We start from the raw sequence: 22,344 nt of genomic DNA on the forward strand, positions 1-22,344 counted from the left end.
TTTTCACTCTCCGGGATATGTTGCGGAGACGAAGTATAGACCTTCGGCAGGCGCGTTAAGTCCTAATTTGCTACGGTCTTTTGCTGCCAGCGCTTCGGCCACCTGGCCGACCGGCCACTGCCCCTGCCCCACCAGCGCAAGGCACCCCACCATCGAGCGCACCTGATGGTGCAGGAAGCTGCGCGCCGCTGCCTCGATGATCACCCGGTCGCCCTCGCGCCGCACGTCCAGCCGGTCGAGCGTCTTCAACGGGCTGGCCGACTGGCAGTGCACCGAACGGAACGTGGTGAAATCGTGATGGCCCACCAGCGCCTGCGCCGCGGCGTGCATCGCCGCAGCGTCAAGCGGCTTGGCGATACGCCAGGCCCGCCCCAGTTCCAGCGTCAGCGGCGCGCGGCGATTGATGATGCGATATTCGTACGACCTGCCGATGCAAGAGAAGCGCGCATGCCAGTCGTCGGCCACGTGGCTGCAATCGAGCACCGCGATCGGATGCTCCGCCAGGCGCAGCCGCGCATTGAGTGCTTCCATCATGCGAAACGGATCGAACGCGCGCGAAAGATCGAAATGCGCTCGCATCCCCAGCGCATGAACCCCGGTATCTGTCCGCCCTGCGGCGTTGAGCACCACGGCCTCGCCCGTGACGGATTCGACCGCCTCTTCCACCGCCTGCTGCACGCTCGGCCCGTGCGACTGGCGCTGGAAGCCCATATAGGGCCCGCCGTTCCATTCGAGAGTCAGCGCAAACCGCATCAGCCGAGCCGGGTCCCCGCCGCAATCGCCCGCCCGCGCAGAAGCGATGCCGCATCCATGGCCGGACGCCCCGCCCTCTGGATCAGCACAGGCCGGATCGCGCCCGAACCGCAGGCGATGGTGAGCCTGTCATCAAGCGTCACGCCAGCCTCACCCTGCGCATCAGCGACTTCAGCCGCCAGTATGCGATACCGCTCGCCCTCAAGCTCGAAGAACGCTCCGGGCACCGGCGCAAACGCCCGTACCTGCCGTTCCACCTCCACCGCATCGCGCGTGAAATCCAGCCGGCTCTCCGCCTTGTCGATCTTGTGGGCGTAAGTCACACCCGCCTCGGGCTGCACCACAGCCGGATAGGCAGCCAGATCAGTGAGCACCTGCACCATCAGCGCGGCGCCCTTCGCGGCCAGCTCCGCAGTCAGTTCGCCCGCCGTCTTGCCATCGACCTGCGTCTTAACCTCGGCCAGCATCGGCCCGGTATCCAGTCCGCGCTCCATCTGCATGATGGTCACGCCGGTCATATCGTCACCTGCAAGGATCGCCCGCTGCACAGGCGCCGCCCCCCGCCAGCGCGGCAGGATCGAGCCGTGGACGTTGAGGCAGCCCAGGCGCGGCGCGTCCAGCACCGCCTGCGGCAGGATCAGGCCATAGGCCGCCACGACCGCGACATCGGCCCCCAGCGCGGCAAGCGCCGTCTGCTCTTCGGCCCCTTTCAATGAAGCCGGCGTGCGCACCTCGATCCCATGCGCCTCCGCCGCCAGATGCACCGGCGACGGCTGGAGCTTCTTGCCCCGCCCCGCCGGACGCGGCGGCTGGCTGTAGACGGCAACCACCTCGTGCCCAGCAGCGACCAGCGCTTCCAGCGTCGGCACCGCGAAATCGGGCGTGCCCATGAAGATGATGCGCATAAGCTGTCTGCAAGGCCTTCCGTTTGTCGGCTCCGGCCCTATCTGTGCTGCCATGGCATCGCAAGAGATCGAGGCACTTTCCGGCGCATTGGCGCGCCTCCCCGGGCTCGGCCCCCGCTCGGCCCGCCGCGCCGTGCTGTGGCTGATCAAACGGCGCGAAACCGCGCTGCCCCAGTTGCTCAACGCGCTGACCCAGGTGCAGGAACTGCTGGTCGAATGCGAGGTGTGCGGCAATGTCGATACCGCCAACCCCTGCGGCATCTGCACCGATCCCCGCCGTGACCAGCGCTCCATTTGCGTGGTCGAGGAAGTCGCCGACCTCTGGGCGCTGGACCGCGCCCGCCTGTTCACCGGCAAGTACCACGTGCTCGGCGGCAGGCTATCGGCCTTGGAAGGCGTGCGCCCCGAAGACCTGACCATCGGCCAGCTGCTCGACCGCGTGGGCCACGGCGGCATCGACGAAGTCGTCCTCGCCATGAACGCCACGCTCGAAGGCCAGACCACCGCCCATTACATCGCCGAGCGGCTCGAAGACGCCCCCGTGCGCGTCACGCAACTGGCGCACGGCCTGCCGGTCGGCGGCGAGCTTGACTACCTCGACGAAGGTACCTTGGCGCAAGCGTTGCGGGCAAGGCGCCCGGTGGCCTGATCGCCGATCACACTGATCGAAACGCTGTTCTTGCGACTCCCGCCCACATTCCTTATCTGCCCCCCATGGCCATCCGTGAAATCATCGAAGTCCCCGACCCGCGCCTCAAGCAGGTCTCCGTCCCCGTCGAAAAGTTCGACGACGAGCTCAAGACGCTGGTCGAAGACATGTTCGAGACGATGTACGATGCCCCCGGCATCGGCCTCGCCGCGATCCAGGTGGGCGTGCCACTGCGCGTGCTGGTCATCGACCTTCAGCCCGATGATCCCGATGCCGAACCCGTCGCCTGCGACCACGATGGCCACCACCATCACCACCAGCCGACCAAGAAGGAACCGCGGGTCTTCATCAACCCCGAGATCCTCGACCCATCTGAAGAGCACAGCCTCTATCAGGAAGGCTGCCTCTCCGTGCCCGAGATCTACGCCGAGGTCGAGCGCCCTGCCCGCATCCGCGCGCGCTGGCAGGACCTCGACGGAAACACGCACGAGGAGGAAATGGACGGCCTGATGGCCACCTGCCTCCAGCACGAGATGGATCATCTCGAAGGCGTGCTGTTCATAGACCACCTTTCGCGCCTCAAGCGCAACATGGCGCTGAAAAAGCTGGAAAAGCTGCGCAAGGCGGCGTGACCTGATGAGGCCGCGTTACGCGGCCTCATGCACCTCACGATCCAGATCTTCGAGTGCCCGGCGGCAATCGTCGGCGCATTCGCGGCACATCTGCGCGCAACGGCGGCAATGGGCGTGGTCATGCTTCGCGCACTCCGCCTCGCAAATCTCGCAGGCCTTGATGCACACGGCAAGCTGCGCCCGGATCAACTCGCGGTTGGATCCCGTGCGGCGCGTGGCAATGCGGCTCGTCGCGGCGCAGACATCAGAGCAATCCAGGCAGGTGCGGATGCACTGATCCATGTCCATCGCTTCGGCGAGACAGGCATCTGCGCACGAATTGCAGATCGCGGAGCAATACATCGCATGCTTCACTGCCAACCCCAGCGTGGCGTTGTAGTTGTCACCCACCTGCGGGTGTTCCGAAATCATCTTCTCGATCGACATGGGCGCTCTCCTTCGTTCGCAAGGGCTTAGCGGGTCGCGCTCCTTTCCGTTCCGCGCCCCGTCCTGCCTGTGGAACACGCCGGCTGAATCGGTTGCGCCAATTGGCGCGTCACGGTAGGTTCCCATTTCGTTCCTGTTGGAGAATTCCGTGGAATCTGCCCTTTTCGTCATCGTAGCGCTTGTGATCGGGCTTGGTATCGGCTGGTTCCTCGGCTCCCGCCCTGCTGCCGAGTGGCGCGCCCGCCATGACAGCCGCGATGCCGAGGCCAAGGCCCACGAAGGCACGGTCAAGGCGATGACGGTCGACCTCGCTGCCACGGTGGAGCGCGCCAAGGCACTGGAATCCGGCCTTGCCGAACTGCAGGATGTTCGCCGCCAGCGCGATGAACTGGCCCCTGCTCTCGCCGCCGCCCGCCAGCGCGCTGCCGATGCAGATCAGGTCCGCGCCGAACTTGCTCAGGTCCGGGCCGAGCGCGAATCATTGCGCGCCGAGCTTGAGCGCATGAAGGCCGATGCCGAGAACTTCGCCGAACAGAAGCGCCTGCTGATCGAGGCGCAGGAGGCCCTGCGCAAGGAGTTCGAGAATGCTGGCAACAAGGTGCTGGAAAAGGCGCAGGAAGCCTTTCTCAACCGTGCTCATGCCCGTTTCGAGGAAAGCGAGAAGACCAGCGCCGAACGCCTCAAGTCCCTGCTCGCCCCTGTAGACCAGCGGCTGCGCAGTTATGAGGAACAGGTGCAGAGCCTCGAAAAGCAGCGCGTGGACTCGTTTGGCCAGCTGACCGGTCTGATCCAGTCGATGCGCGATGGGCAGGAAGCAGTGCGTGCCGCAGCCGCCCAACTCGGCAACTCGCTGCGCAATGGCCCGAAAACTCGCGGGCGCTGGGGCGAACTGCAGTTGCGCAACGTGCTGGAACAATGCGGCCTGTCCGAACACACCGATTTCATCACGGAACATTCGGTCGATACCGACGAAGGCCGCCTGCGCCCGGATGCCATCGTCCGCGTTCCCGGAAACAAGCTGCTGGTGATCGACGCCAAGGTTTCGCTCAATGCCTATCAGGATGCCTTCGAGGCGGAGGACGACGATACGCGGAAGATCGCGTTGAACGCCCACGTCCAGTCGATGCGCAACCACATCCAGACACTGGGCGCCAAGTCCTATCAGTCGCAGTTCGAAGAGGCGCCGGACTACGTGCTGATGTTCGTCCCCGGCGAACACTTCATTGCCGCCGCGCTGGAGCGTGACCCCTCGCTATGGGATTTCGCCTTCGAACGGCGCGTTCTGCTGGCCAGCCCGACCAACCTCGTCGCCATTGCCCGCACCGTGGCCCAAGTCTGGCGGCAGGACGGCCTGGCCCGCGAAGCGCGCGAGATCGGCAAGATGGGCGGCGAGCTTTACGATCGCCTTGCCGTCGCCGCCGAACACCTCAAGCGCGTCGGCAACGGGCTGGACAGTGCAGTGAGCAACTACAACAAGTTCGTCGGCAGCTTCGAACGCAACGTTCTGTCGGCTGGTCGCCGCCTGAAGGACAAGCACATCGAGATCGGCAAGCGCGAGCTTGAGGAAGTGCCTCTTGTCGAAGCCGCCCCGCGCTATGCCGAGGCAGAACCGGTGCCGCTCGCAGCGATTGCCAACGACGATGGAGACGTCGCTGCGGAATGACACAGAGGCTCGCCCGGCTCCTTTTCGCCACTGCCGCACTGGCGGCTCTGGCCGGGTGCGGGAGCGGGAGCGAGCCTCAAGCGTCGCCAAGCGCTAGTGAACCCTATCCGGCCCCGCCAGCGCCCCCGCCGGCCTCCGAGCCCGTGGTGGAGCCCGAACCTGAAGCAAGCCAGTCTGCCACCCCTGCGCCTGCTACGGTGCAGGAAGCCCGCTACGCGCCGCGGGACGAATGCCTGAAGCAGCCAGGCTGGCCCGCGTTTCACAAGGCCTTGGTGGCCGCGATCCTGAAACGGGACGCGCAAGCGATGTCCAAGCTCGCGGCACCCGATATCGCGCTGGACTATGGGGGCGGCAACGGGCCTGCCGAACTGGTCAAGCGTCTCAACGATCCCGAGACGAAACTGTGGCATGAACTCGAAGCGATGTTGCCGCTGGGCTGCGCCGTGCAGGGCGGGCTGGCCGCCATGCCATGGGTCTTCTGGAACGTGCCGGAAGACATCGACAGTTACAGCGCGATGCTGGTGCTCGGCGACGACACGCCCATGCGGGATAAACCGGGCGGCAAACCCTTGGCGCCAGCAGGCTGGAGCATTGTCGGCATAGATCCGATGGACTTCGACAGTGAAGCCAGAGCGATCCGCGTCACCACGCATGACGGAACCAAAGGCTACATCGAAACGGCCAAGCTGCGCAGCCTGCTCGACTATCGCCTGATTGCCGAACCCAAGCAGGGTCAGTGGCAGATCACCGCCTTCATCGCCGGGGATTGATCAGCCGGTCGTCAGCTCCAGGTCGAGCGCATGTCCGCCGGACACCAACCGCATCGTCCGTCCGCGGCGCTCGATCTCGGGTGCGGCAGATAGCAATGCGTTGACCGCCTCCTCCTGTTGCCACACCGGACCCTCGCAGAACATCCGCGTCGCCATGAGCGGGCCAGCGACCAACCTCTGCCCATCGACGCGATAGTCGCCGCCGATGCCGTTGCAGCCGACGCTTGCGCTCAGCCGCCCGTCCTCGAACTTCAAGGTGGCCTTCTCGGGCGCAACCGGCGCGGCCCCATCCACGCGCAGGATCGTCCAAGCCGTACCGGCCAGCCCCGCACTACCCGAAGGCGCAGTGGCGCAACCCGCCAGGAGCGAGGCCGAAACCGCGAGAAAGGCGAGAGTCGAGCGCATGAGGCTACCCATGCTCCCGCGCGACTGAGCGTGCGATTAACCGGTTGGTACGTGGTTATTCAGGCAGGCTGGCAAGTACTTCGTAGGCCAGCACAGCCCCTGCCACCGCCGCGTTCAGGCTGTCCGCGCGCCCCTTCATCGGCATGGTCACGCGCAAGTCGCAGGCCATCTCGTAATCTTCAGGCAGCCCACGCGATTCGTTGCCGACCATCACGAAGCATGGGCTGGCATAGGCCGCACCACGATAGGGCACCGCCTCGCGCAAGGATGCCGCCACGAGTTGCCCCTTGCCCTGCCGCAACCAGGCGATGAACTCGTCCCACCGGGCCTGCGCCAGCCGCTCGGTAAAGATCGCGCCCATGCTCGCCCGCACGGCTTCGACCGAGAACGGATCCACGCAATCGTCGATCAGGATCAGCCCGCCTGCCCCCACCGCGTCCGCCGTGCGCAGCATCGTGCCAAGATTGCCGGGATCTCGCATGGCGTGCGCAACCAGCCAGATCGGCGCGGCATTGCGATCGATCAGATCGATCGAAGTGTCCCACTCGGCAAACACCCCCGCAACTGCCTGCGGATTTTCCTTGCCGGTCACCTTGGCCAGGATGTCCAGCGGCAGCTCGATCACATCGCCGCCGGCGCGGGCGACATCCGCCTCAAGCTCGTCAAGCAGAGGGTGCCCTTCGCGCCCTTGCGCCATGAGCAGGATTTCCGGCAGTCGCCCCCCCTCACGCGCATCGGTCAGCAGGCGCAGCCCCTCGGCCAGGAACTTGCGCTCGCGCCGCCGGTGCTTCTTCTCGCGCAGGGAGCGGACGAACTTTACCGTCGGGTTGGAATAGCCGGTGATGATCTTGCGCGTCATGGCATCCCCATGCGCGACTGAGCGGGTCGCAGCAACCGTTAGTCTTCGCCGAAGCCGTCCTTGATCAGGCCGGTCAGCTTCATCAGGATCGCGTCTGCCTCGCCTTCAGGGCCAGCTACGCTCACATCCACCGTATCGCCCTTCGCCGCGCCCAGCATCATCAACCCCAGGATGGAAGCCCCGGCGGCATCGGTGCCGTCCTTGGCCACGGTCACCTCGAACCCGGCAGGCAGCTTGGCCACCGCGTTGACGAACTTGGCGCTGGCCCGTGCATGGAGACCGCGCTGGTTGACGATCGTTACTGTCTCCCGGGTGACGTAACCCTGTTCAGCCATCTCATGCATCCTGCCCTAAGAATTCCGAAGCGATCGTTATGTAATTCCGCCCCGCATCGCGCGCGGCGGCTGTCGCTTCCTTTACACCCATGCAATTGCGCGCCTTTGCGAGGCGGATCAGCATGGGCAGGTTGATCCCGGCAATCACTTCGACGCGCCCCGCCTGCATCAGCGAGATCGCAAGATTCGAGGGCGTTCCACCGAACAGATCGGTCAGGATGATCACGCCTTCGCCGCTATCGACGCGCCGAATCGCGTCGGCGATTTCCTTGCGGCGCTTCTCCATGTCATCGTTGGGACCGATGCACACGCCGATCACGTCGCTTTGCCGGCCGACGACATGCTCCATCGCATGGATGAACTCGTCGGCGAGAGCGCCGTGGGTAACCAGAATAAGACCGATCATGAAAGGGGCAGGCTCCGAAGTGCGGCCGGGCAATCTGCACTGCTGGCGATGAACGCGAGCTTGGCAGGATTGCAGGGCGCGCAAGACGACTGGGAATCAAAACGCATGGCTTCCAGTGCTGCCCCGCCCATCCTTGTTATCCCCCGCTGTCTCAAGCTTTCCGACCTTCAAGCAGATCGGCCGCGCGCGACGCGAGGTTGCGATGCAGCAATGTGGGTGAAAATCCTTCCGCGCGCAAGGCTGAAGCGATCTGCTCGGCCATGAACACCGAGCGATGCTTGCCGCCGGTACAGCCAAATGCCACGTGGACATATGCCTTGCCCTGTTGGCGATAGCGCGGAAGCAGCAGCAGCAGCAGATCGCGAATCCGTTGGAAAGCCTCGGCAAAAGCAGGGTCCTGCTGGATATAGTCCCCCACCGCCGGGTCCTGCCCGGTCTGCGGCCGCAGTTCGTCCACCCAGTGCGGGTTGGCAAGAAACCGCATGTCGAACACCAGATCAGCGAGCGGCGGCGTGCCCCGCGAAAAGCCGAAGCTGCTGATCGTCAGCGTCGGTGCAGAGGCGGTCACATCGCCGAACTGGTCGCGAATCGCCTGCTGCAGGTCGTTCGAGGTGAAGCTGGTGGTCGAGATCACCACATCGGCCCAGCGTCGCAGCGGCTCGAGCAGTTCGCGCTCGGCCATGATCCCGGTCGAGGCCGGCTTGTCCTCGCTCATCGGGTGGCGGCGGCGGGTTTCGTTGTAGCGCCGCTCGAGTTCAGCCCCGCCACAATCGAGGAACAGGGTGGTGACTTCGATGTCCTTGCGCTGCGAGAGCTTCTTGACCAGCTGGATCGTCCTGGCCGGATCGAACCCCCGCGTGCGGGTATCGAAGCCGATCGCCATGGGCGCGCCCGATTCCATCCGCGCCGATCCCGGTTCGGTTTCGAGCAGGCGATCGAGCAGGCGGATCGGGAAGTTGTCGATCGCCTCCCAGCCCAGATCCTCCAGCGTGCGCAGCGCGGTCGTCTTCCCCGCGCCGAGCAAGCCGGTGACGAGGAGAATGCGCTGAGGGCCGGAGCCTGGAGAGCTTGAGTCTTGCGCCATCGGAAGCCCGCTTTGCGCCTTTGCCGCACGCTTGGAAAGTCCGCAAAATGGACCTGTCCCCAATCAGGAAAACGTCAACCCATAGCGGGCAAGCGCCAGCTCCGCGCGCAGCGGCAGCACCGGCGACTCCGGCCAGAGTGCCACGCAAGGAAGTCTTATCCCTTCCATTTCATGCGCTTGCGCCTGCTCGATGAACCGCGGTGCGGTGCTGTCCAGTTGCACGAGCAATGCAGCGGGGACCGGCGCCGAGACGGGAAAATCAAGAATGCCAAGGTTGCGCACTTCCAGCTTGCCGACCGTATTGGGATGTGCGGCAGCGATCAGGTGCCCCTCCCTGGCCTCCACTATCACCCCATCGTCGCCGACCAGCACTGCTCCGCGATCGATCAGCGCCAGGGCAAGGCTCGACTTGCCCATCCCCGGCGCTCCAGCGATCAGCAGGCCCCTCCCGCCAATCGCCACGCAGGTCAGTTGCACTGCCCGGCTCACTCCGCTTCCTCCTCGACCGCGAGGGGAATGCTCAGCAGGAAGTAGGCCCCGGCCTTGCCATCGGGCCGATCATGGATCGTCAGCGTCCCGTCATGCGCCTCGGCAATCGTTCGCGCGATGGCAAGGCCAAGGCCGCTGTGCGCGCCGAACGCCTCTTCGGCCGGCCGCACCGAATGGAACCGTTCGAACACCTTGTCCCGTTCCGCCATGGGCACGCCCGGGCCCTGATCGCTTACCGCAATATGCGCCCAGTCCCCGTCCCCCCAGACCTTGACGTCGACGCAGCCACCCGTCGGCGAGAACGAGACCGCGTTGTCGAGCAGGTTCTCCAGCACGCGCTCCAGCCGCGCGGCGTCGCCCGGCACGGTCGTCTCGCCGTCCAGCCGCACCATCCTGATCGGCACGGTGGCGCTGGCCCGCACATCGCGCGCACCCACCACCTGAGAGGCCAGCAAGGCGAGGTCCACCGCGACAAAGGTCGCGCGGCTCAGCTCCGCATCGATCCGGCTCGCGTCCGCGATCTCGGTAATCAGGCGGTCAATCCGCTGCACATCATGCGCGGCAATGTCCGAAAGCTGGCGGCGCAGTGCCGGTTCCTCAACCCGCTCCATCGTCTCGAGCGCGCTGGAAAGCGAGGCGAGCGGGTTCTTGAGCTCGTGTGCAACGTCGGCGGCAAAGCTTTCCACGGCGTCGATCCGCTGGCGCAAGGCCGTGGTCATGTCCGAAACCGCGCGCGCCAGAAGGCCGATCTCGTCGCCACGATCGGGCAGGCGCGGCACCACCACCTCGCGCTCGCGCCCGAGCCGCACGCGCACGGCCGCTCGCACCAGCGCCCGCAATGGCTGGACGATGGTGCGTGCGAGAAACAGCGAGAGCTGGACCGACAGCAGCAGCGCGATGCCGATGATGATCACCAGCGTCTGGCGGGCATCACGCACCGATTGCGTCACGTCGAGCGCATTGCGCAAGGTCAGCAGCACCTCGCCCTTGTCACCCACCGGGGTCGCCGCCGTGATCACCGGCGTGCGGTCGGGGGCATAGCGCAGGTACACTTCCGTCCGCCCCGACTGCCGCGCCGCCTGGATCTCGGGCCAGCTCCCGGCCGGCCGCTCGGAGGTATCGCTGTAACGCTCCACGGTCGGGGCGTTGACGATGAAGTCCACGCCCCGGTCCAGCAGTCGCGCCGCCTTCTGGTACCAGGGCTCGGTCTCGGGATTGATCAGCGCGAAGGATGGGGGCGCCAGAGCGAAGCTGTCGGCCAGCAACTGGCTTTCAGGATCGTAGAGCCGCAAGCGCAACACCTGATCCGTGCCGATCCGCGCCAGCAATTCCTTGCGCTGCGCCATCTTCGCCCCGTCCAGAGCATCGGCGGCGATCTCCGCCTCGGCCCGGGCCAGCTTGAACCGCTCCTCGATCAGCTGGGTCCGATAGCTGTCGAGATAGAAGAACCCGCCCGCAAGCAGCGCCAGGGCAATGACGTTGACGAACAGGATACGGGTGGTCAGCGAGACGCCGCGGATGCGCCACAGCGTCCGCAGGCGCCGCCGACGCAAACCCGGCTGAACATTGCCGTCAGTCTTCGGCAAAACTGTAACCGGCGCCGTAGAGCGTCTCGATCGCCCCGAACTCACCGTCCACCGCGCGGAACTTGCGCCTCAGGCGCTTGATATGGCTGTCGATCGTGCGGTCGTCGACGAACACATCGTCGTGATAGGCCGCATCCATCAGCTGGTTGCGCGTCTTCACCACGCCCGGCCTGATTGCCAGCGCTTCAAGGATCAGGAACTCGGTCACCGTAAGCGAAACGGGCTCACCCTCCCAGGTCACCGCATGGCGCGCCGGATCCATGACCAGTCGCCCGCGACGGATCGGCTCGGGCAAGGGTTCGCTGTCCGCCTCCTGTTCGGCCGCCTCGCGCCGCACGATTTCGCTGCGCCGCAAAATCGCTTTAATCCGGGCTACGAGCAATCGCTGGCTGAACGGCTTGGCGATATAATCGTCGGCCCCCATCGACAGGCCGAGCGCTTCGTCGGCCTCGTCGTCCTTGCTCGTGAGGAAGATGACAGGCAGATCGCTCTTCTCGCGAAGCCGGCGCAGCAACTCCAGCCCGTCCATGCGTGGCATTTTGATATCGCACACAGCCAGATCCGGCGGATTGTCGAGCAGCGCCTTCAAGGCCGCGTCACCATCATTGTAGAGTCGCGTGGCGAAGCCCTCGGTCTGCAGTGCGATCGAAACAGTCGTCAGGATATTGCGGTCGTCGTCCACAAGCGCGATCGTACGCGGCAGGTCTGCACTTTCGGCGCGAGGCGGTTGCGGCGTGGGCATGGTTTCGAGCGATACCGGGCGTAAGCAAAGCTTGCAACTTCAAGCGCAAATGCCGCTGCACTGCAGCATTCCCAGTTGCATGGAACGCAACCTGATGCGCAAAAAAACTTCGTTGCCGCGTGTCATTTGACGCAGCAAACGCAGGTGACTATTCGCAGGTCGAGAATCAGCGCATTCGTATTCGCAATCCGTGCGCCAGCGGGCAAATCTCTGTCCAAAGCGCCACCAACGGGAGGCCCCAAGTGTCCGATACCAGCCTGAACGTGTCCCTCGCCAGCCAGGGCTATCCCGAACCGGCAGAGCTGTTCGCCAACCTCGGCACCGCGCCTCTGGTCGAACACGCCGTCCGCAACGGTGAAGGCCTGCTCTGCGTCGATGGTCCGCTCGTGGTCGAGACCGGCAAGCACACCGGCCGATCCGCCAAGGACAAGTTCATCGTCCGCGACGCCGAGACCGAGAACACCGTGTGGTGGGGCAAGACCAACGTGCCCATGACGCCGGAGCACTTCGCCGCGCTCAAGGCCGATTTCATCAAGGCCCTCGGCGAAAAGGACCGCCTCTACGTGGCCGATCTGTTCGGCGGCTCGCAGCCCGAACACCGCGTCAACGTCCGCGTCATCAACGAATTCGCCTGGCACAACCTTTTCATCCGCACCCTGCTGGTGCGCCCGACCACTGACGAGCTGGCCTCGTTCGTGCCGGAATACACCATCATCGACCTGCCGAGCTTCCGTGCTGATCCGGAACGCCATGGCAGCCGCAGCGAAACCGTGATCGCGGTCAACTTCACCGAGAAGCTGATCCTGATCGGCGGCACCGCCTATGCGGGTGAAATGAAGAAGTCGGTGTTCGGCATCCTCAATTACCTGCTGCCGACCAAGGGCGTCATGCCGATGCACTGCTCGGCCAACGTCGGTCCTGATGGCAAGACTGCCGTGTTCTTCGGCCTGTCCGGCACCGGCAAGACCACCCTGTCGGCCGATGCTTCGCGCACACTCATCGGCGATGACGAGCATGGCTGGTCCGACACCGCCGTGTTCAACTTCGAAGGCGGCTGCTACGCCAAGATGATCCGCCTCTCGGCCGAAGCCGAACCGGAAATCTTCGCCACCACCAAGCGCTTCGGCACCGTGCTCGAAAACGTCGTGATCGATCCCGTCACCCGCACGATCGACCTCGACGACAATCGCCTCGCCGAAAACAGCCGCGGCTCCTACCCGATCGACTTCATCCCGAACTGCTCGGAGAAGAACCTCGGCCCGGTTCCGGCCAACCTGATCTTCCTCACCGCCGATGCCTATGGCGTCCTGCCCCCGATCGCGCGCCTCACGCCCGATCAGGCGATGTATCACTTCCTCTCGGGCTACACCGCCCGCGTCGCCGGCACCGAGATCGGCGTGACCGAGCCGGAAGCCACCTTCAGCACCTGCTTCGGCGCGCCGTTCATGCCGCGCCACCCGTCGGTCTATGGCAACCTGCTCAAGGAACGCATTGCCAAGGGCGGCGTGAAGTGCTGGCTGGTCAACACCGGCTGGTCGGGCGGCAAGGCCACGCAGGAAGGCATCAAGCGCATGCCGATCAAGGCCACCCGCGCCCTGCTCAACGCCGCGCTCGATGGCAGCCTGAACAACGCCAACTTCAAGAAGGACCCGAACTTCGGCTTCGAAGTGCCGGTCGAGGTTCCGGGCGTCGACACGAAGCTGCTCGATCCGCGCGGGGCATGGGCCGATGCCGAGGAATACGACAAGACCGCGCAGGAACTCGTGCGCAAGTTCGTCGACAACTTCCAGCAGTTCGCCGAACACGTTGACCAGTCGGTCCGCGATGCGGCGCCGGTAACCGCCTGATCGCAGGTACCACTGCTGAAAACGCTGCGGGGCTCCTTCGGGAGCCCCGTTTCGTTTCAGGCGCCCGCTTCCTTTCTGGCCTCAGTCCAGATCAAGATAGTGGCTGTGCACCCAACCGGTCTTGCTGGGCTTGCCCGCCGCATCGAGAGTGGTGACCTCGAACCACGATCCGTTCACGCCCATCGGCATGACCTTGCTGCCGTCAGCCAGCAACTGGACCACGGCGAAGTTCGTGCCCGGACCGCTGCGCAGGTTGAGCCCGCCGGGCGAGCGGACCACGCCCACGTTCGCGCCGTTCTGGTCGCGCCCGCCCAATACCCGCTGGCGGAAGCGGACCATGTCGAACGCCGGGCCGGGATCGGACTTGCGCACCGGGGCGATATCGTCATGCCCGACGATCTCCGCAATCGGATAGACTTCGCGCAGCGCCCGCACGAGGGCGACCACGGCCTCGAACTGCGCTGCCGGATAGGCCTCCCAGCCGATCGGCGTGCGCGATCCATCGGGATTGCCGTTGCGGTGGACCGCCATCACCACATTGTCGACCTTCTGCCCGGCCGCGTTGTACCAGCCATTGGCGCCGCCCCGCAGCGCCCCCCAGTTGGCGATCTCGATGCCGATGGAATGCTTGTTCAGCCCGGCGAGATCGCGCCAGCTCGACTTGCCCGCATGCCACGCCACCTCGTTGAAGTTGACGCATTGGATGATCGAGCCATCCCGGTCGACGACCACGTGTGCCGATGAATTGGTGTTTTCCCGCGAAGCGAACCAGTTGGCCGACGAGGCGGCAGATCCGCCTGCGGTAAAGTGCATTACCACGATTCCGGGCGGTGCCGGAAAGGCGCCGCCGGTGTTGCGCGATCTGATCTGTCTTACGGGATTGGAGTTGTCGTTGAGGATTCCGTTCTTGATGACGTAAGCCATGTCCGTGCCTCCATGTGCTGTTGGCATGGAGCGCATAGGAAATTTCCTATGAAAAGTCTGTGCGAGACGTCACCACACTGGCGCGAGAAATGTCATGCAGCGCCCGGAAATCAGGCGAACAGCGCACTGCCTTTGAGCAGGTTGTAGGCCTCGACCACTTCCTGCAGCCGCCCTTCGAAGGTCCGGTCGCCGCCGTTGCGGTCCGGGTGATACTTGCGCACCAGCTCGGAATAGCTCTGCCGCAACTGCCGCCGATCGGCGTCATAGGCCAGATGCAGCGCGTCATAGGCCTTGCGCTCGTCCGGACTGATCCCGCGCCGCGCCGCATCGGCCGCCTTCTGGTGATCGGCCCGCCGCGCCTTGGCGCGCTGGGCAATGGCCTCGAGCGGATCGGCAAAGTCCGCCCAGCGCGGCGCCTGGTCGATCCCGGCGTCGGGCCGGAACGCCCGGGTCTCGCGCTCCCAACCGGCCAGCGGCGATTGCGCCTTCAGGATTTCCTCCGGCGTCATTCCGGCAAAGAAATCATATCCCGAATTGAACTGCCGCACGTGTTCGAGGCAGAACCAGCGATAATCGCCCGGTCCGTCGAACCCGGATGAGCGCACGCCCGGCGCGCGGAACTCGCCCGGCTCGTCGCAGCCGGGGGCATTGCAGATACGCCCCGTACCCTGGACGCGACCGTGGAACTTGTCATTTCGCATGTGCTGTCCACATGGCGATGAAGACGCTAGAAGAAAAGCCATGACCGGACCAATCGCACAGGAAATCGAACGGCTTCTGACCGAAGCCCTCTCCCCCACCCATCTCGCTGTCATCAACGACAGTGCCAGCCACTCGGGCCACATGGGCGATGATGGCACCGGCGAATCGCACTTCACGGTAGAGATCGAAAGCGCCGCCTTTACCGGCCAGTCGCGCCTCAGCCGCCAGCGCATGGTCAACAAGGCACTGGGCGACTTGCCCGGCCAGCGCGTCCATGCTCTCGCCATCAAGGCCAAGGCTCCCGGTGAGTGAAACTCCGCGCCGCATCCGCCGCGCTGCCCGCATCCTCCTGCTCGACGAGCAAGACCGCCTGCTCCTCATCCGCTTCGCCCCGGCAGACCGCCGCCCGTTCTGGTGTGGCGTCGGGGGCGAATGCGATCCGGGCGAGGACTTCGCCATTGCGGCGGTGCGCGAACTTTACGAGGAAACCGGCCTCGTCGTTGACCACTGCGGCCCCGAAGTCGCCGCCCGCGCCGACGATTACCTCACACTCGAAGGCGAACCGATCACTTCGGACGAACGCTTCTTCCGCGTCCGCACGCAAGGCTTCACCCCGGACACCTCGGGCCACACCGCCATTGAGCGCGAACTAATCAAGGAATTTCGCTGGTTTACCCGCGAAGAACTGGCAAACTGGCATGAACCGGTGTTCCCGGTGAATCTGCTCGAACTGCTTGACCTCGAGGCGGACGCATGACTGATCCGATCATCCAGACCATCACCCCCGTCGCCCATGATCTCGGCGCGTTCGAAGTCCGCCGCGCCATTCCTTCGCGCCAACGCACCATGGTCGGCCCGTTCATCTTCGTCGACCAGTTCGGCCCCGCCCACCTGCCCGCCGGCACCGCGATGGACGTGCGCCCCCACCCGCACATCAACCTCGCCACGGTCACCTGGCTGTTTGAAGGCGCAATCGACCACCGCGACAGCGTCGGCTCCTTCGCCACGATCCGCCCGGGGCAAGTCAACCTGATGACCGCCGGCACCGGCATCGTTCATTCCGAGCGTTCGCCGGAGACAGAGCGCCCCGGCGGCCCGCACCTTTATGGCATGCAGACCTGGCTCGCCCTGCCCGATGGCAAGGAAGAGATCGCCCCCGCCTTCGAACAGGTCACCGCCCTGCCGCTCGTCGAGGACGTCTGCGTCAGCGCCCGCGTGATCATGGGCACGCTCTGGGGCCAGACCGCGCCGACCACCCAGCACGCCGCCACGATCTACGCCGAAATCCTGCTGGCGCCGGGCGGCGCCCTGCCGATCGACGCCGAGGCCGACGAACGCGCCGTCATGCTCGTTGGCGGCGAAGCGCAGGTCGACGGCTTGCCGCTGGCCCTCTACGACCTCGTCGTCCTCGCACCCGGCGCCGTGCTCAGACTGCAGTCCGAAACCGGCGGCCGCGTCATGCTGATGGGCGGCGAAGCCTTTGCCACCAAACGCCACGTCTGGTGGAACTTCGTCAGCTCCAGCCGCGAGCGCATCAACCAGGCCAAGGCCGACTGGCAGGACGGCCGCTTCCCCAAGGTGCCGGGCGACGAGGAAGAATTCATACCCCTGCCCAAGGTGGCGACGACGGTGAGCTATCCGTAGTCGTCAGCTCAACCACTCCGCGCCCAGCGTGCCCCGATGCCCCTCCGGCGCCAGCGCGGCGCGAAGGGCTTCCAGCATCGGCGACAGGCCTTGCGTAAAGGCATAGGGCGGGTTCACGATGAACAGCCCTGCGCCGTTATAGATGCCGGGCTGGTCGGCATCGTAAAGCCAGTGCTCCACGTTCAGCAGCTTCGGGATGCCCAGCCTGCGCAGCTTGTCCTTCCAGTGCACGTGCGCAGACCGGTCCTTCAGCGGATACCAGATTACCGTCACGCCATGGGCCCACTTGCGGTGCGCGGCAGCGAGGGTCTTGATGATCCGTGCGCGTTCGTCGGTCTGCTCGTAGGGCGGGTCGACCACCACCAGCCCTCGCGGGGTCCGGGTCGGCAACATTGCCAGCCAGAACTCGTAGGCATCGCGCTCATGCACGGCAGCATGCGTGCCGCGCATTGCACCGCGCAGGGCATAGACGTCCTCGGGATGCTTTTCGTTGATGATCAACAGGTCTTGCGGACGGAGAAGCTGTGCAAGAATCCGAGGCGAGCCGGGATAGAGCAGCGGCTCAGGCCCGGCATTCACCGCCCGCACCGCGGCGCGGTAGTCGTCTAGCAGAGGGTTCGCGCCGGCAAAGACACGCTCCACGCCCTGCGCGGCCTCCCCGGTGCGCTGCGCATGATCCCCACGAAGGTCATACAACCCGCAACCGGCATGGGTATCGATCAGCGTCAACGCGCCCGGCTTTTGCTGCAGGGCACGGACCAGGGCAATCAGCAGGCTGTGCTTCACCACGTCGGCGCTGTTGCCCGCATGAAAGGAATGGCGATAGTTCACTGTGCTACGATATCCCGACGACCGGCCCTGAACACGCCAGAGCGCCCCAAGGTGATCAGCCTCGTAAGCTCCAGCCGCCGCCACATCAACCGGGCAGAGATCCGATTACCGCGAGGGCATGGCCCAGGCGCGCGAAGCCCTCCGTTCCATCAATCCGTTCATAAATCCTGCGTCCGACCCACGCATTTTCCCGGAGCACGTCCTAGGCAACCAGAAATAATCTTTCGTTATCGCAAGCTTATGAGGACAGAGGCGCATCCGCGAGAAACCAGCCAGTCCGGCAGCCTTGCGCTGCTGGGATTTGCAGGCGTCCTTCTCCTCGCCACCGCACTTGCACCAAGGCAGGGTTCGGCGCTTGCCGTGCTTTCACTCCTGCCATCCGGGTCGGCGTCCTACGTTAAATGGGCGACGGAGCGGGGAGGCCGGATCGTCGGCACGACACCGCTTGGCGGGTTGATCATCGATCATGCTCCCGACGGAGCGTTCTACGCAGCATTGCGACACGGCACGATCGCCATTGCGGTCCCACTGGGGCTGTGCAGTCCCACACCAGGAAGTTGAACGGCCATGGAACAATTGCAGGCACTTCGCGCAAACGGTCTGCGGGCACTCGCCTTCACATCGATGATCGGCGCCCTGATCATATGCGTTGGAGCGATCTGGGCTGGATCAGGCATAATGCCCCCGATTGTCGCGGCCGTCGCGGCAGGCCTCACCACTTTCGTTGCCAGAAGCCCGGACGGCGATGCCACACAGCGCTGTGCGGTCGCCGCGGGCATAATGACTTTCCCGATGATCCTGCTCTATCAGTGGGCCGGATCGGCCTGGATGGTCGACCTGCACATGGTCTTCTTCGCCTGCCTTGCGATCATCGTCGTTCTCGCAGACTGGCGTCCCATCGTCACCGGTGCGGCATTGACGGCAGTCCACCACCTGCTTGGCAATCTTGTCGCGCCTGAACTGGTCTACAACAATGGCGGCGACATTCTGCGGGTAATCCTGCACGCGGTCGTCGTCGTTGCCGAAACTGCCGCGCTGGTGTCCCTGAGCGTTCAATTGCAGCGCCTGATCATTGCCCAGGCCGAAGCCGAGGCGCACAAGCTTGCCATGGAGGCGGCTGCCGCCGCCGAGCGGCAGCGTATCGCCGACGAACAGAGACTGGTGATCGCAGCCGTCGAGCAGCGGCTTGAAGAGCTGGCCGGCGGCGATCTCAGCACCAAGATCGAAGTCGATTTTCCGCCAGCCTACATCAAGCTCAAGAACAGCTTCAACGCCGCGACGAGCGATCTGGACCGGCTGGTCGGCGCCGTATCGTCCACCACCAACCACATTGCCCGTGGCTCTTCCGAGATCCGCGGGGCGTCGGACGACCTCGCGCGCCGGACCGAGCAACAGGCGAGTGCCCTCGAACAGAACACCTCGGTCACGCGCGAACTCGTAGCCGAGATCGATCAGACCGCCAGAAACGCAGGCAACACCCGGGAAGCCATTGGCGAAGCCCAGCAGTTTGCCGAAACGGGCGGCGCGGTCGTATCGAGTGCGGTTGCCGCGATGAACGAGATCGAACGGTCCTCCAATGAAATCGGACAGATCATCTCCCTGATCGATGGCATCGCCTTCCAGACGAACCTGCTCGCCCTCAACGCCGGTGTCGAAGCAGCGCGCGCTGGCGATGCCGGCAAGGGTTTCGCAGTAGTCGCGACAGAAGTCCGCGCGCTGGCGCAGCGCTCCGCCGAAGCGGCGAGCAGCATCCGCAATCTGATCCAGACGTCGAGCGAACAGGTCGCCCAGGGCGTCAGCCTTGTCGGCCGGACCGGAACGGTGCTCGACGATATCGTCAGCCGCGTCTCGCAGGTCAGCGGCTCGGTTTCGGAAATTGCCGATTCTGCGGTACGCCAATCGGCAGAGCTCGCGCGCGTCACCGGTTCCTTTGCGAACCTCGACACCCTTACGCAGCAGAACGCTGCAATGGTCGAGGAAAGCAACGCAGCGGCCCACCAGCTGGCAAGAGCGGCAGAGGAACTGCGCCAGCTGGTCAGCAGGTTCCGCACCAGCCAATTCGATACCACCGCAGATCGCATGGCCCCGATGCTGCGGGTGGCTTGAAAACGACGCACGGCCGGAAGGAATTCACCCCCTTCCCTCCTTTGCAAAAGCCTGACACGATGCCTTTAACGGGTCGATTAAGGCCCGACGAAGGAGAGCAGGCCGATGGCATTCGCAGGGCAGGTCACGTGGATTACCGGGGCGTCGTCCGGCATTGGCGCAGCATTGTCACGGGCCCTTGCTGCGCAAGGCGCGCATCTGATCCTGTCCGGCCGGAATGAAGCCGCGCTTGGCGAAGTCGCAGAACAGTGCGGCAGCACCCTCGTCCTGCCATTCGAAGCGACTGACTATGCCGCTGCTGCCCGCGCGGCCGATCAGGCATGGGGCTGGAAGGGCCGCGTCGACATGCTGGTCAACAATGCCGGCATCTCGCAGCGCTCACTGGCAGTAGACACTGCCTTCCCCGTCTATGAACGCATTGTCGCGGTTGATCTGCTTGCGCCCATCGCGTTGACGCAGGCCCTCCTGCCGCGCATGGCGGAGCGCAAGTCCGGGCGGATCGTCATGGTCTCGAGCATTGCCGGCAAGGTCGGCTCGCCGCTGCGCACCGGTTACAGCGCCGCCAAGTTCGGCCTGTTCGGCTATTCCGATGCGCTGCGCGCCGAGGTCGCCGGACTTGGCATCAAGGTCCATGTGATCGCGCCCGGCTCGATCCGCACCGACGTTTCGCGCAACGCCATGACTGCCGACGGATCGCGACGCGGGGTCAGCGATGCGGTCATTGAGCGCGGGCTCGACCCGGATGTAGCTGCAGGAATGATGCTCGATGCCATTGCTGCGGACGAGCGTGAGATCATCATGGGCGAAGGCATGGAAAAGGAAATCGGCGAACTGCGCCGCACACCTGATGCGCTGCACGACCGCATGGCCGCAGTTGTCGCAGCAGGCTATGCGCAAAAGATGGACGAAGGAGCGCCGGAATGACTGCGCTTGCCCCTGCAACGCCACTTCAGCGCGTGAAACTTGCCAGCGGGATCGAACTCGATGTGCTGGATGTGGGTCCCCGCGATGCACCGGCCCTGATCTTTCTTCACGGCTTCCCCGAAAGCCACCGCACCTGGCGCCACCAGATCGCCCACCTCTCCTCCCGCTTCCGCTGCATCGCGCCCGACCAGCGGGGCTATCGCGGCTCGTCCAAGCCCGAGGGCGTGGAGAACTACACCCCGGACAAGCTGATCGGAGACGTGTTCCAGCTTGCCGATGCATTGGGCGTGCAGCAGTTCACGATTCTCGGCCATGATTGGGGCGGCGCGATCGCCTGGGGCGTTGCGCTGCTCGGCCAGGGGACACGCGTCACCCGCGCGGTCATCGCCAATGCCCCGCATCCGGTGATCTTCCCGCGCCTGCTCTGGACCGACCGCCAGCAGCGCGAGGCCAGCCAGTACATGCGCGCCTTCCGTGATACTGCAAACGATGCCATGGTGCGCGAACATGGCCTCGGGGCGCTGTTGATGAAGGCGCTCAACTGGAACCGCTCACCGGTAATGGAAGAGGAAGAGCGCGCCGCCCTGTTCAAGGACTGGTCGAACCCTGATGCCGCAATCGCCATGCTCAACTGGTATCGCGCCAGCCAAATGGCCGTCCCCCCGATGGACGCTCCGTTCGGACTGCCTGAAGGCTATCAGGACGCTGCCGTCCCGCCGCTGCAGATCCCCACGCTGGTGATCTGGGCGATGGACGACATGGCCCTGCCGCCGTGCAACCTGGATGGCATGGACAAGCTCGTCACCAATCTCACCGTAGAGCCGGTGCACGATTGCGGGCATTTCGTGCCATGGGAAGCACCGGACACGGTGAACGCCGCGCTCGACAGATTTCTTGGCTGAAGCCTACCGGCAAGCCGCCCAGCCGCCAGCGCGCTGCGCCTGATCGAGGTGCAGGTGGTCGGCATGGGCGGCGTTGTAATCGGGGGACAGCACGGTCGCGAAGCCGAGGCACGCCGCATCGCGCACGGCCCGGAGGAACGCCGCTTTCTCGTCGCCCGCTCCCCAGTCCTTGAGTACTGAAACGCGGCGTCCGTCCTCCAGCACGAACGCGCTCACATCGATGGCGTTGCCGGTCGCGTGCTCGCTCCACGTCCCTTGCTGCCCGCCACCAATCCTGCGGCAGTTGCTGGTGCCGAAATGCTCGACCGATGCAACAGCGCTGCCAAGCAGCCGCTGCGCCGCGGGCTGGATGCCATGCTGCAGCCAAAGGGCCAGCCCCGCATCGATCGCGCAAGTCGCCTGCGCTCCGCCCGGTGCCAGCTTCACTTTCGCCTGTGCCAGACCTTGCAAAACCTGCCGGTCATGCCGCAGGCATTGCCCTTCGCCAGCAGGCGGCAGGGCCTCGGCGATGATTCCGCTGCTTTCCAGAAACCTGCTGCACACCGCTCGGTCACCCCGCAACGTCTGCAGCTTCATCGCTGTCGCCCAGCCCGGTGGATCGGCCAATGCCAGCGGCGCCCATGGGTTATGCTCGGGATGCCGTTGCAGCCATTCACGCCCCGCCAGCCCTGCCGAACCGATGATCAACAGGACGACGACAGTGCGGAGAAAAGAGCGGCGCATCCTCGCTCAACCCTCGCGCGCAGCGATCGTTTCGCGA

General features: G+C 65.0%; 27 protein-coding genes. 12 read left to right on the top strand and 15 right to left on the bottom strand.

The window, feature by feature from the left end:
* Nucleotides 1-3: 3 nt before the first annotated feature.
* Both truA and fmt read right to left on the bottom strand, forming a co-directional pair.
* On the bottom strand, nucleotides 4-756 hold the full coding sequence (gene truA / locus AC3WLM_RS06360; protein WP_062346585.1) for a tRNA pseudouridine(38-40) synthase TruA: 753 nt from the start codon (nucleotides 754-756) through the stop codon (nucleotides 4-6).
* On the bottom strand, nucleotides 753-1,658 hold the full coding sequence (gene fmt / locus AC3WLM_RS06365) for a methionyl-tRNA formyltransferase (protein WP_062346584.1): 906 nt from the start codon (nucleotides 1,656-1,658) through the stop codon (nucleotides 753-755). Before fmt ends, truA begins: the two co-directional genes overlap by 4 nt.
* A gap of 52 nt (nucleotides 1,659-1,710) precedes the next feature.
* Between fmt and recR the strand changes: the two genes are divergently transcribed.
* Together recR and def are read left to right on the top strand one after the other, a co-directional pair.
* Nucleotides 1,711-2,307, top strand: coding sequence for a recombination mediator RecR (recR, locus tag AC3WLM_RS06370; RefSeq protein ID WP_062346581.1), 597 nt, complete (start codon nucleotides 1,711-1,713; stop codon nucleotides 2,305-2,307).
* A 65-nt stretch (nucleotides 2,308-2,372) separates the two neighbouring features.
* On the top strand, nucleotides 2,373-2,939 hold the full coding sequence (gene def / locus AC3WLM_RS06375) for a peptide deformylase (protein ID WP_062346579.1): 567 nt from the start codon (nucleotides 2,373-2,375) through the stop codon (nucleotides 2,937-2,939).
* A 15-nt stretch (nucleotides 2,940-2,954) separates the two neighbouring features.
* Here the strand turns inward: def and AC3WLM_RS06380 are convergent, their stop codons facing one another.
* Complete coding sequence (locus AC3WLM_RS06380) at nucleotides 2,955-3,365, bottom strand: four-helix bundle copper-binding protein (RefSeq protein ID WP_062346577.1); 411 nt, start codon at nucleotides 3,363-3,365, stop codon at nucleotides 2,955-2,957.
* Nucleotides 3,366-3,513: 148 nt separating this feature from the next.
* On the opposite strand from AC3WLM_RS06380, the gene AC3WLM_RS06385 reads away from it, so the two are divergent.
* Both AC3WLM_RS06385 and AC3WLM_RS06390 read left to right on the top strand, forming a co-directional pair.
* A complete protein-coding gene (locus AC3WLM_RS06385; RefSeq protein WP_193827191.1) occupies nucleotides 3,514-5,028 on the top strand; it encodes a DNA recombination protein RmuC in 1,515 nt (504 codons plus the stop codon).
* Nucleotides 5,025-5,798 carry a hypothetical protein gene (locus tag AC3WLM_RS06390; RefSeq protein ID WP_492476919.1) on the top strand — a complete coding sequence of 258 codons (774 nt, stop codon included), beginning with the start codon at nucleotides 5,025-5,027 and terminating at the stop codon, nucleotides 5,796-5,798. The genes AC3WLM_RS06385 and AC3WLM_RS06390 overlap by 4 nt, the downstream gene beginning before the upstream one ends.
* Here the strand turns inward: AC3WLM_RS06390 and AC3WLM_RS06395 are convergent, their stop codons facing one another.
* The 8 genes from AC3WLM_RS06395 to AC3WLM_RS06430 all read right to left on the bottom strand — a co-directional run bounded on the left by AC3WLM_RS06395 (nucleotide 5,799) and on the right by AC3WLM_RS06430 (nucleotide 11,704).
* Nucleotides 5,799-6,215 carry an META domain-containing protein gene (locus tag AC3WLM_RS06395; protein WP_082734697.1) on the bottom strand — a complete coding sequence of 139 codons (417 nt, stop codon included), beginning with the start codon at nucleotides 6,213-6,215 and terminating at the stop codon, nucleotides 5,799-5,801.
* A gap of 43 nt (nucleotides 6,216-6,258) precedes the next feature.
* Nucleotides 6,259-7,062: a TrmH family RNA methyltransferase gene (locus tag AC3WLM_RS06400; RefSeq protein ID WP_193827194.1), complete on the bottom strand. Its 804-nt coding sequence runs from the start codon at nucleotides 7,060-7,062 to the stop codon at nucleotides 6,259-6,261.
* Between the two features lie 38 nt (nucleotides 7,063-7,100).
* Complete coding sequence (locus AC3WLM_RS06405) at nucleotides 7,101-7,397, bottom strand: HPr family phosphocarrier protein (protein ID WP_039331581.1); 297 nt, start codon at nucleotides 7,395-7,397, stop codon at nucleotides 7,101-7,103.
* 1 nt (nucleotide 7,398) lies between these two features.
* Nucleotides 7,399-7,803, bottom strand: a complete 405-nt coding sequence (locus AC3WLM_RS06410) for a PTS sugar transporter subunit IIA (protein WP_039331580.1) — start codon at nucleotides 7,801-7,803, stop codon at nucleotides 7,399-7,401.
* A 151-nt stretch (nucleotides 7,804-7,954) separates the two neighbouring features.
* Nucleotides 7,955-8,887 (bottom strand): RNase adapter RapZ, encoded by a 933-nt coding sequence (rapZ, locus tag AC3WLM_RS06415; protein ID WP_492476920.1) that lies wholly within the window; start codon nucleotides 8,885-8,887, stop codon nucleotides 7,955-7,957.
* Between the two features lie 63 nt (nucleotides 8,888-8,950).
* On the bottom strand, nucleotides 8,951-9,376 hold the full coding sequence (locus AC3WLM_RS06420) for an HPr kinase/phosphorylase (protein WP_492476921.1): 426 nt from the start codon (nucleotides 9,374-9,376) through the stop codon (nucleotides 8,951-8,953).
* Nucleotides 9,373-10,962: a stimulus-sensing domain-containing protein gene (locus AC3WLM_RS06425; RefSeq protein WP_492476922.1), complete on the bottom strand. Its 1,590-nt coding sequence runs from the start codon at nucleotides 10,960-10,962 to the stop codon at nucleotides 9,373-9,375. The genes AC3WLM_RS06420 and AC3WLM_RS06425 overlap by 4 nt, the downstream gene beginning before the upstream one ends.
* Nucleotides 10,949-11,704 carry a response regulator transcription factor gene (locus AC3WLM_RS06430; protein WP_193827198.1) on the bottom strand — a complete coding sequence of 252 codons (756 nt, stop codon included), beginning with the start codon at nucleotides 11,702-11,704 and terminating at the stop codon, nucleotides 10,949-10,951. The genes AC3WLM_RS06425 and AC3WLM_RS06430 overlap by 14 nt, the downstream gene beginning before the upstream one ends.
* 242 nt (nucleotides 11,705-11,946) lie before the next feature.
* Here AC3WLM_RS06430 and AC3WLM_RS06435 point away from each other — a divergent pair, with 242 nt between their 5' ends.
* Nucleotides 11,947-13,551, top strand: coding sequence for a phosphoenolpyruvate carboxykinase (locus AC3WLM_RS06435; RefSeq protein WP_062346555.1), 1,605 nt, complete (start codon nucleotides 11,947-11,949; stop codon nucleotides 13,549-13,551).
* Between the two features lie 81 nt (nucleotides 13,552-13,632).
* On the opposite strand, the gene AC3WLM_RS06440 is transcribed toward AC3WLM_RS06435, so the two are convergent.
* Both AC3WLM_RS06440 and AC3WLM_RS06445 read right to left on the bottom strand, forming a co-directional pair.
* Complete coding sequence (locus tag AC3WLM_RS06440; RefSeq protein ID WP_492476923.1) at nucleotides 13,633-14,475, bottom strand: N-acetylmuramoyl-L-alanine amidase; 843 nt, start codon at nucleotides 14,473-14,475, stop codon at nucleotides 13,633-13,635.
* Between the two features lie 110 nt (nucleotides 14,476-14,585).
* The gene (locus tag AC3WLM_RS06445; RefSeq protein ID WP_062343718.1) at nucleotides 14,586-15,176 is read right to left on the bottom strand and encodes a J domain-containing protein; all 591 of its coding nucleotides are present in this window, start codon (nucleotides 15,174-15,176) and stop codon (nucleotides 14,586-14,588) included.
* A 40-nt stretch (nucleotides 15,177-15,216) separates the two neighbouring features.
* Here AC3WLM_RS06445 and AC3WLM_RS06450 point away from each other — a divergent pair, with 40 nt between their 5' ends.
* Genes AC3WLM_RS06450 through AC3WLM_RS06460 form a run of 3 tightly spaced genes read left to right on the top strand, consistent with a single transcriptional unit; the run spans nucleotide 15,217 to nucleotide 16,821 of the window.
* Nucleotides 15,217-15,489, top strand: coding sequence for a BolA family protein (locus AC3WLM_RS06450; protein WP_156135697.1), 273 nt, complete (start codon nucleotides 15,217-15,219; stop codon nucleotides 15,487-15,489).
* On the top strand, nucleotides 15,482-15,934 hold the full coding sequence (locus AC3WLM_RS06455; RefSeq protein WP_039331567.1) for an NUDIX hydrolase: 453 nt from the start codon (nucleotides 15,482-15,484) through the stop codon (nucleotides 15,932-15,934). Before AC3WLM_RS06450 ends, AC3WLM_RS06455 begins: the two co-directional genes overlap by 8 nt.
* Nucleotides 15,931-16,821, top strand: a complete 891-nt coding sequence (locus AC3WLM_RS06460) for a pirin family protein (protein WP_492476924.1) — start codon at nucleotides 15,931-15,933, stop codon at nucleotides 16,819-16,821. The genes AC3WLM_RS06455 and AC3WLM_RS06460 overlap by 4 nt, the downstream gene beginning before the upstream one ends.
* 3 nt (nucleotides 16,822-16,824) lie before the next feature.
* Here the strand turns inward: AC3WLM_RS06460 and AC3WLM_RS06465 are convergent, their stop codons facing one another.
* On the bottom strand, nucleotides 16,825-17,652 hold the full coding sequence (locus AC3WLM_RS06465) for a 23S rRNA (adenine(2030)-N(6))-methyltransferase RlmJ (protein WP_492476925.1): 828 nt from the start codon (nucleotides 17,650-17,652) through the stop codon (nucleotides 16,825-16,827).
* A gap of 240 nt (nucleotides 17,653-17,892) precedes the next feature.
* On the opposite strand from AC3WLM_RS06465, the gene AC3WLM_RS06470 reads away from it, so the two are divergent.
* The 4 genes from AC3WLM_RS06470 (at nucleotide 17,893) to AC3WLM_RS06485 (ending at nucleotide 21,584) form a co-directional block, all read left to right on the top strand.
* Nucleotides 17,893-18,213 carry a hypothetical protein gene (locus AC3WLM_RS06470; RefSeq protein ID WP_193827203.1) on the top strand — a complete coding sequence of 107 codons (321 nt, stop codon included), beginning with the start codon at nucleotides 17,893-17,895 and terminating at the stop codon, nucleotides 18,211-18,213.
* 117 nt (nucleotides 18,214-18,330) lie between these two features.
* Nucleotides 18,331-19,758 (top strand): methyl-accepting chemotaxis protein, encoded by a 1,428-nt coding sequence (locus tag AC3WLM_RS06475; RefSeq protein ID WP_492476926.1) that lies wholly within the window; start codon nucleotides 18,331-18,333, stop codon nucleotides 19,756-19,758.
* Nucleotides 19,759-19,863: 105 nt separating this feature from the next.
* Nucleotides 19,864-20,682: an SDR family NAD(P)-dependent oxidoreductase gene (locus AC3WLM_RS06480; RefSeq protein ID WP_492476927.1), complete on the top strand. Its 819-nt coding sequence runs from the start codon at nucleotides 19,864-19,866 to the stop codon at nucleotides 20,680-20,682.
* Nucleotides 20,679-21,584: an alpha/beta fold hydrolase gene (locus tag AC3WLM_RS06485; protein WP_492476928.1), complete on the top strand. Its 906-nt coding sequence runs from the start codon at nucleotides 20,679-20,681 to the stop codon at nucleotides 21,582-21,584. The genes AC3WLM_RS06480 and AC3WLM_RS06485 overlap by 4 nt, the downstream gene beginning before the upstream one ends.
* 3 nt (nucleotides 21,585-21,587) lie before the next feature.
* On the opposite strand, the gene AC3WLM_RS06490 is transcribed toward AC3WLM_RS06485, so the two are convergent.
* Nucleotides 21,588-22,307 (bottom strand): extensin-like domain-containing protein, encoded by a 720-nt coding sequence (locus AC3WLM_RS06490; RefSeq protein WP_492476929.1) that lies wholly within the window; start codon nucleotides 22,305-22,307, stop codon nucleotides 21,588-21,590.
* Nucleotides 22,308-22,344 lie beyond the last annotated feature (37 nt).

It is taken from the genome of Novosphingobium sp. FW305-C-30-35 (genome assembly GCF_058783135.1).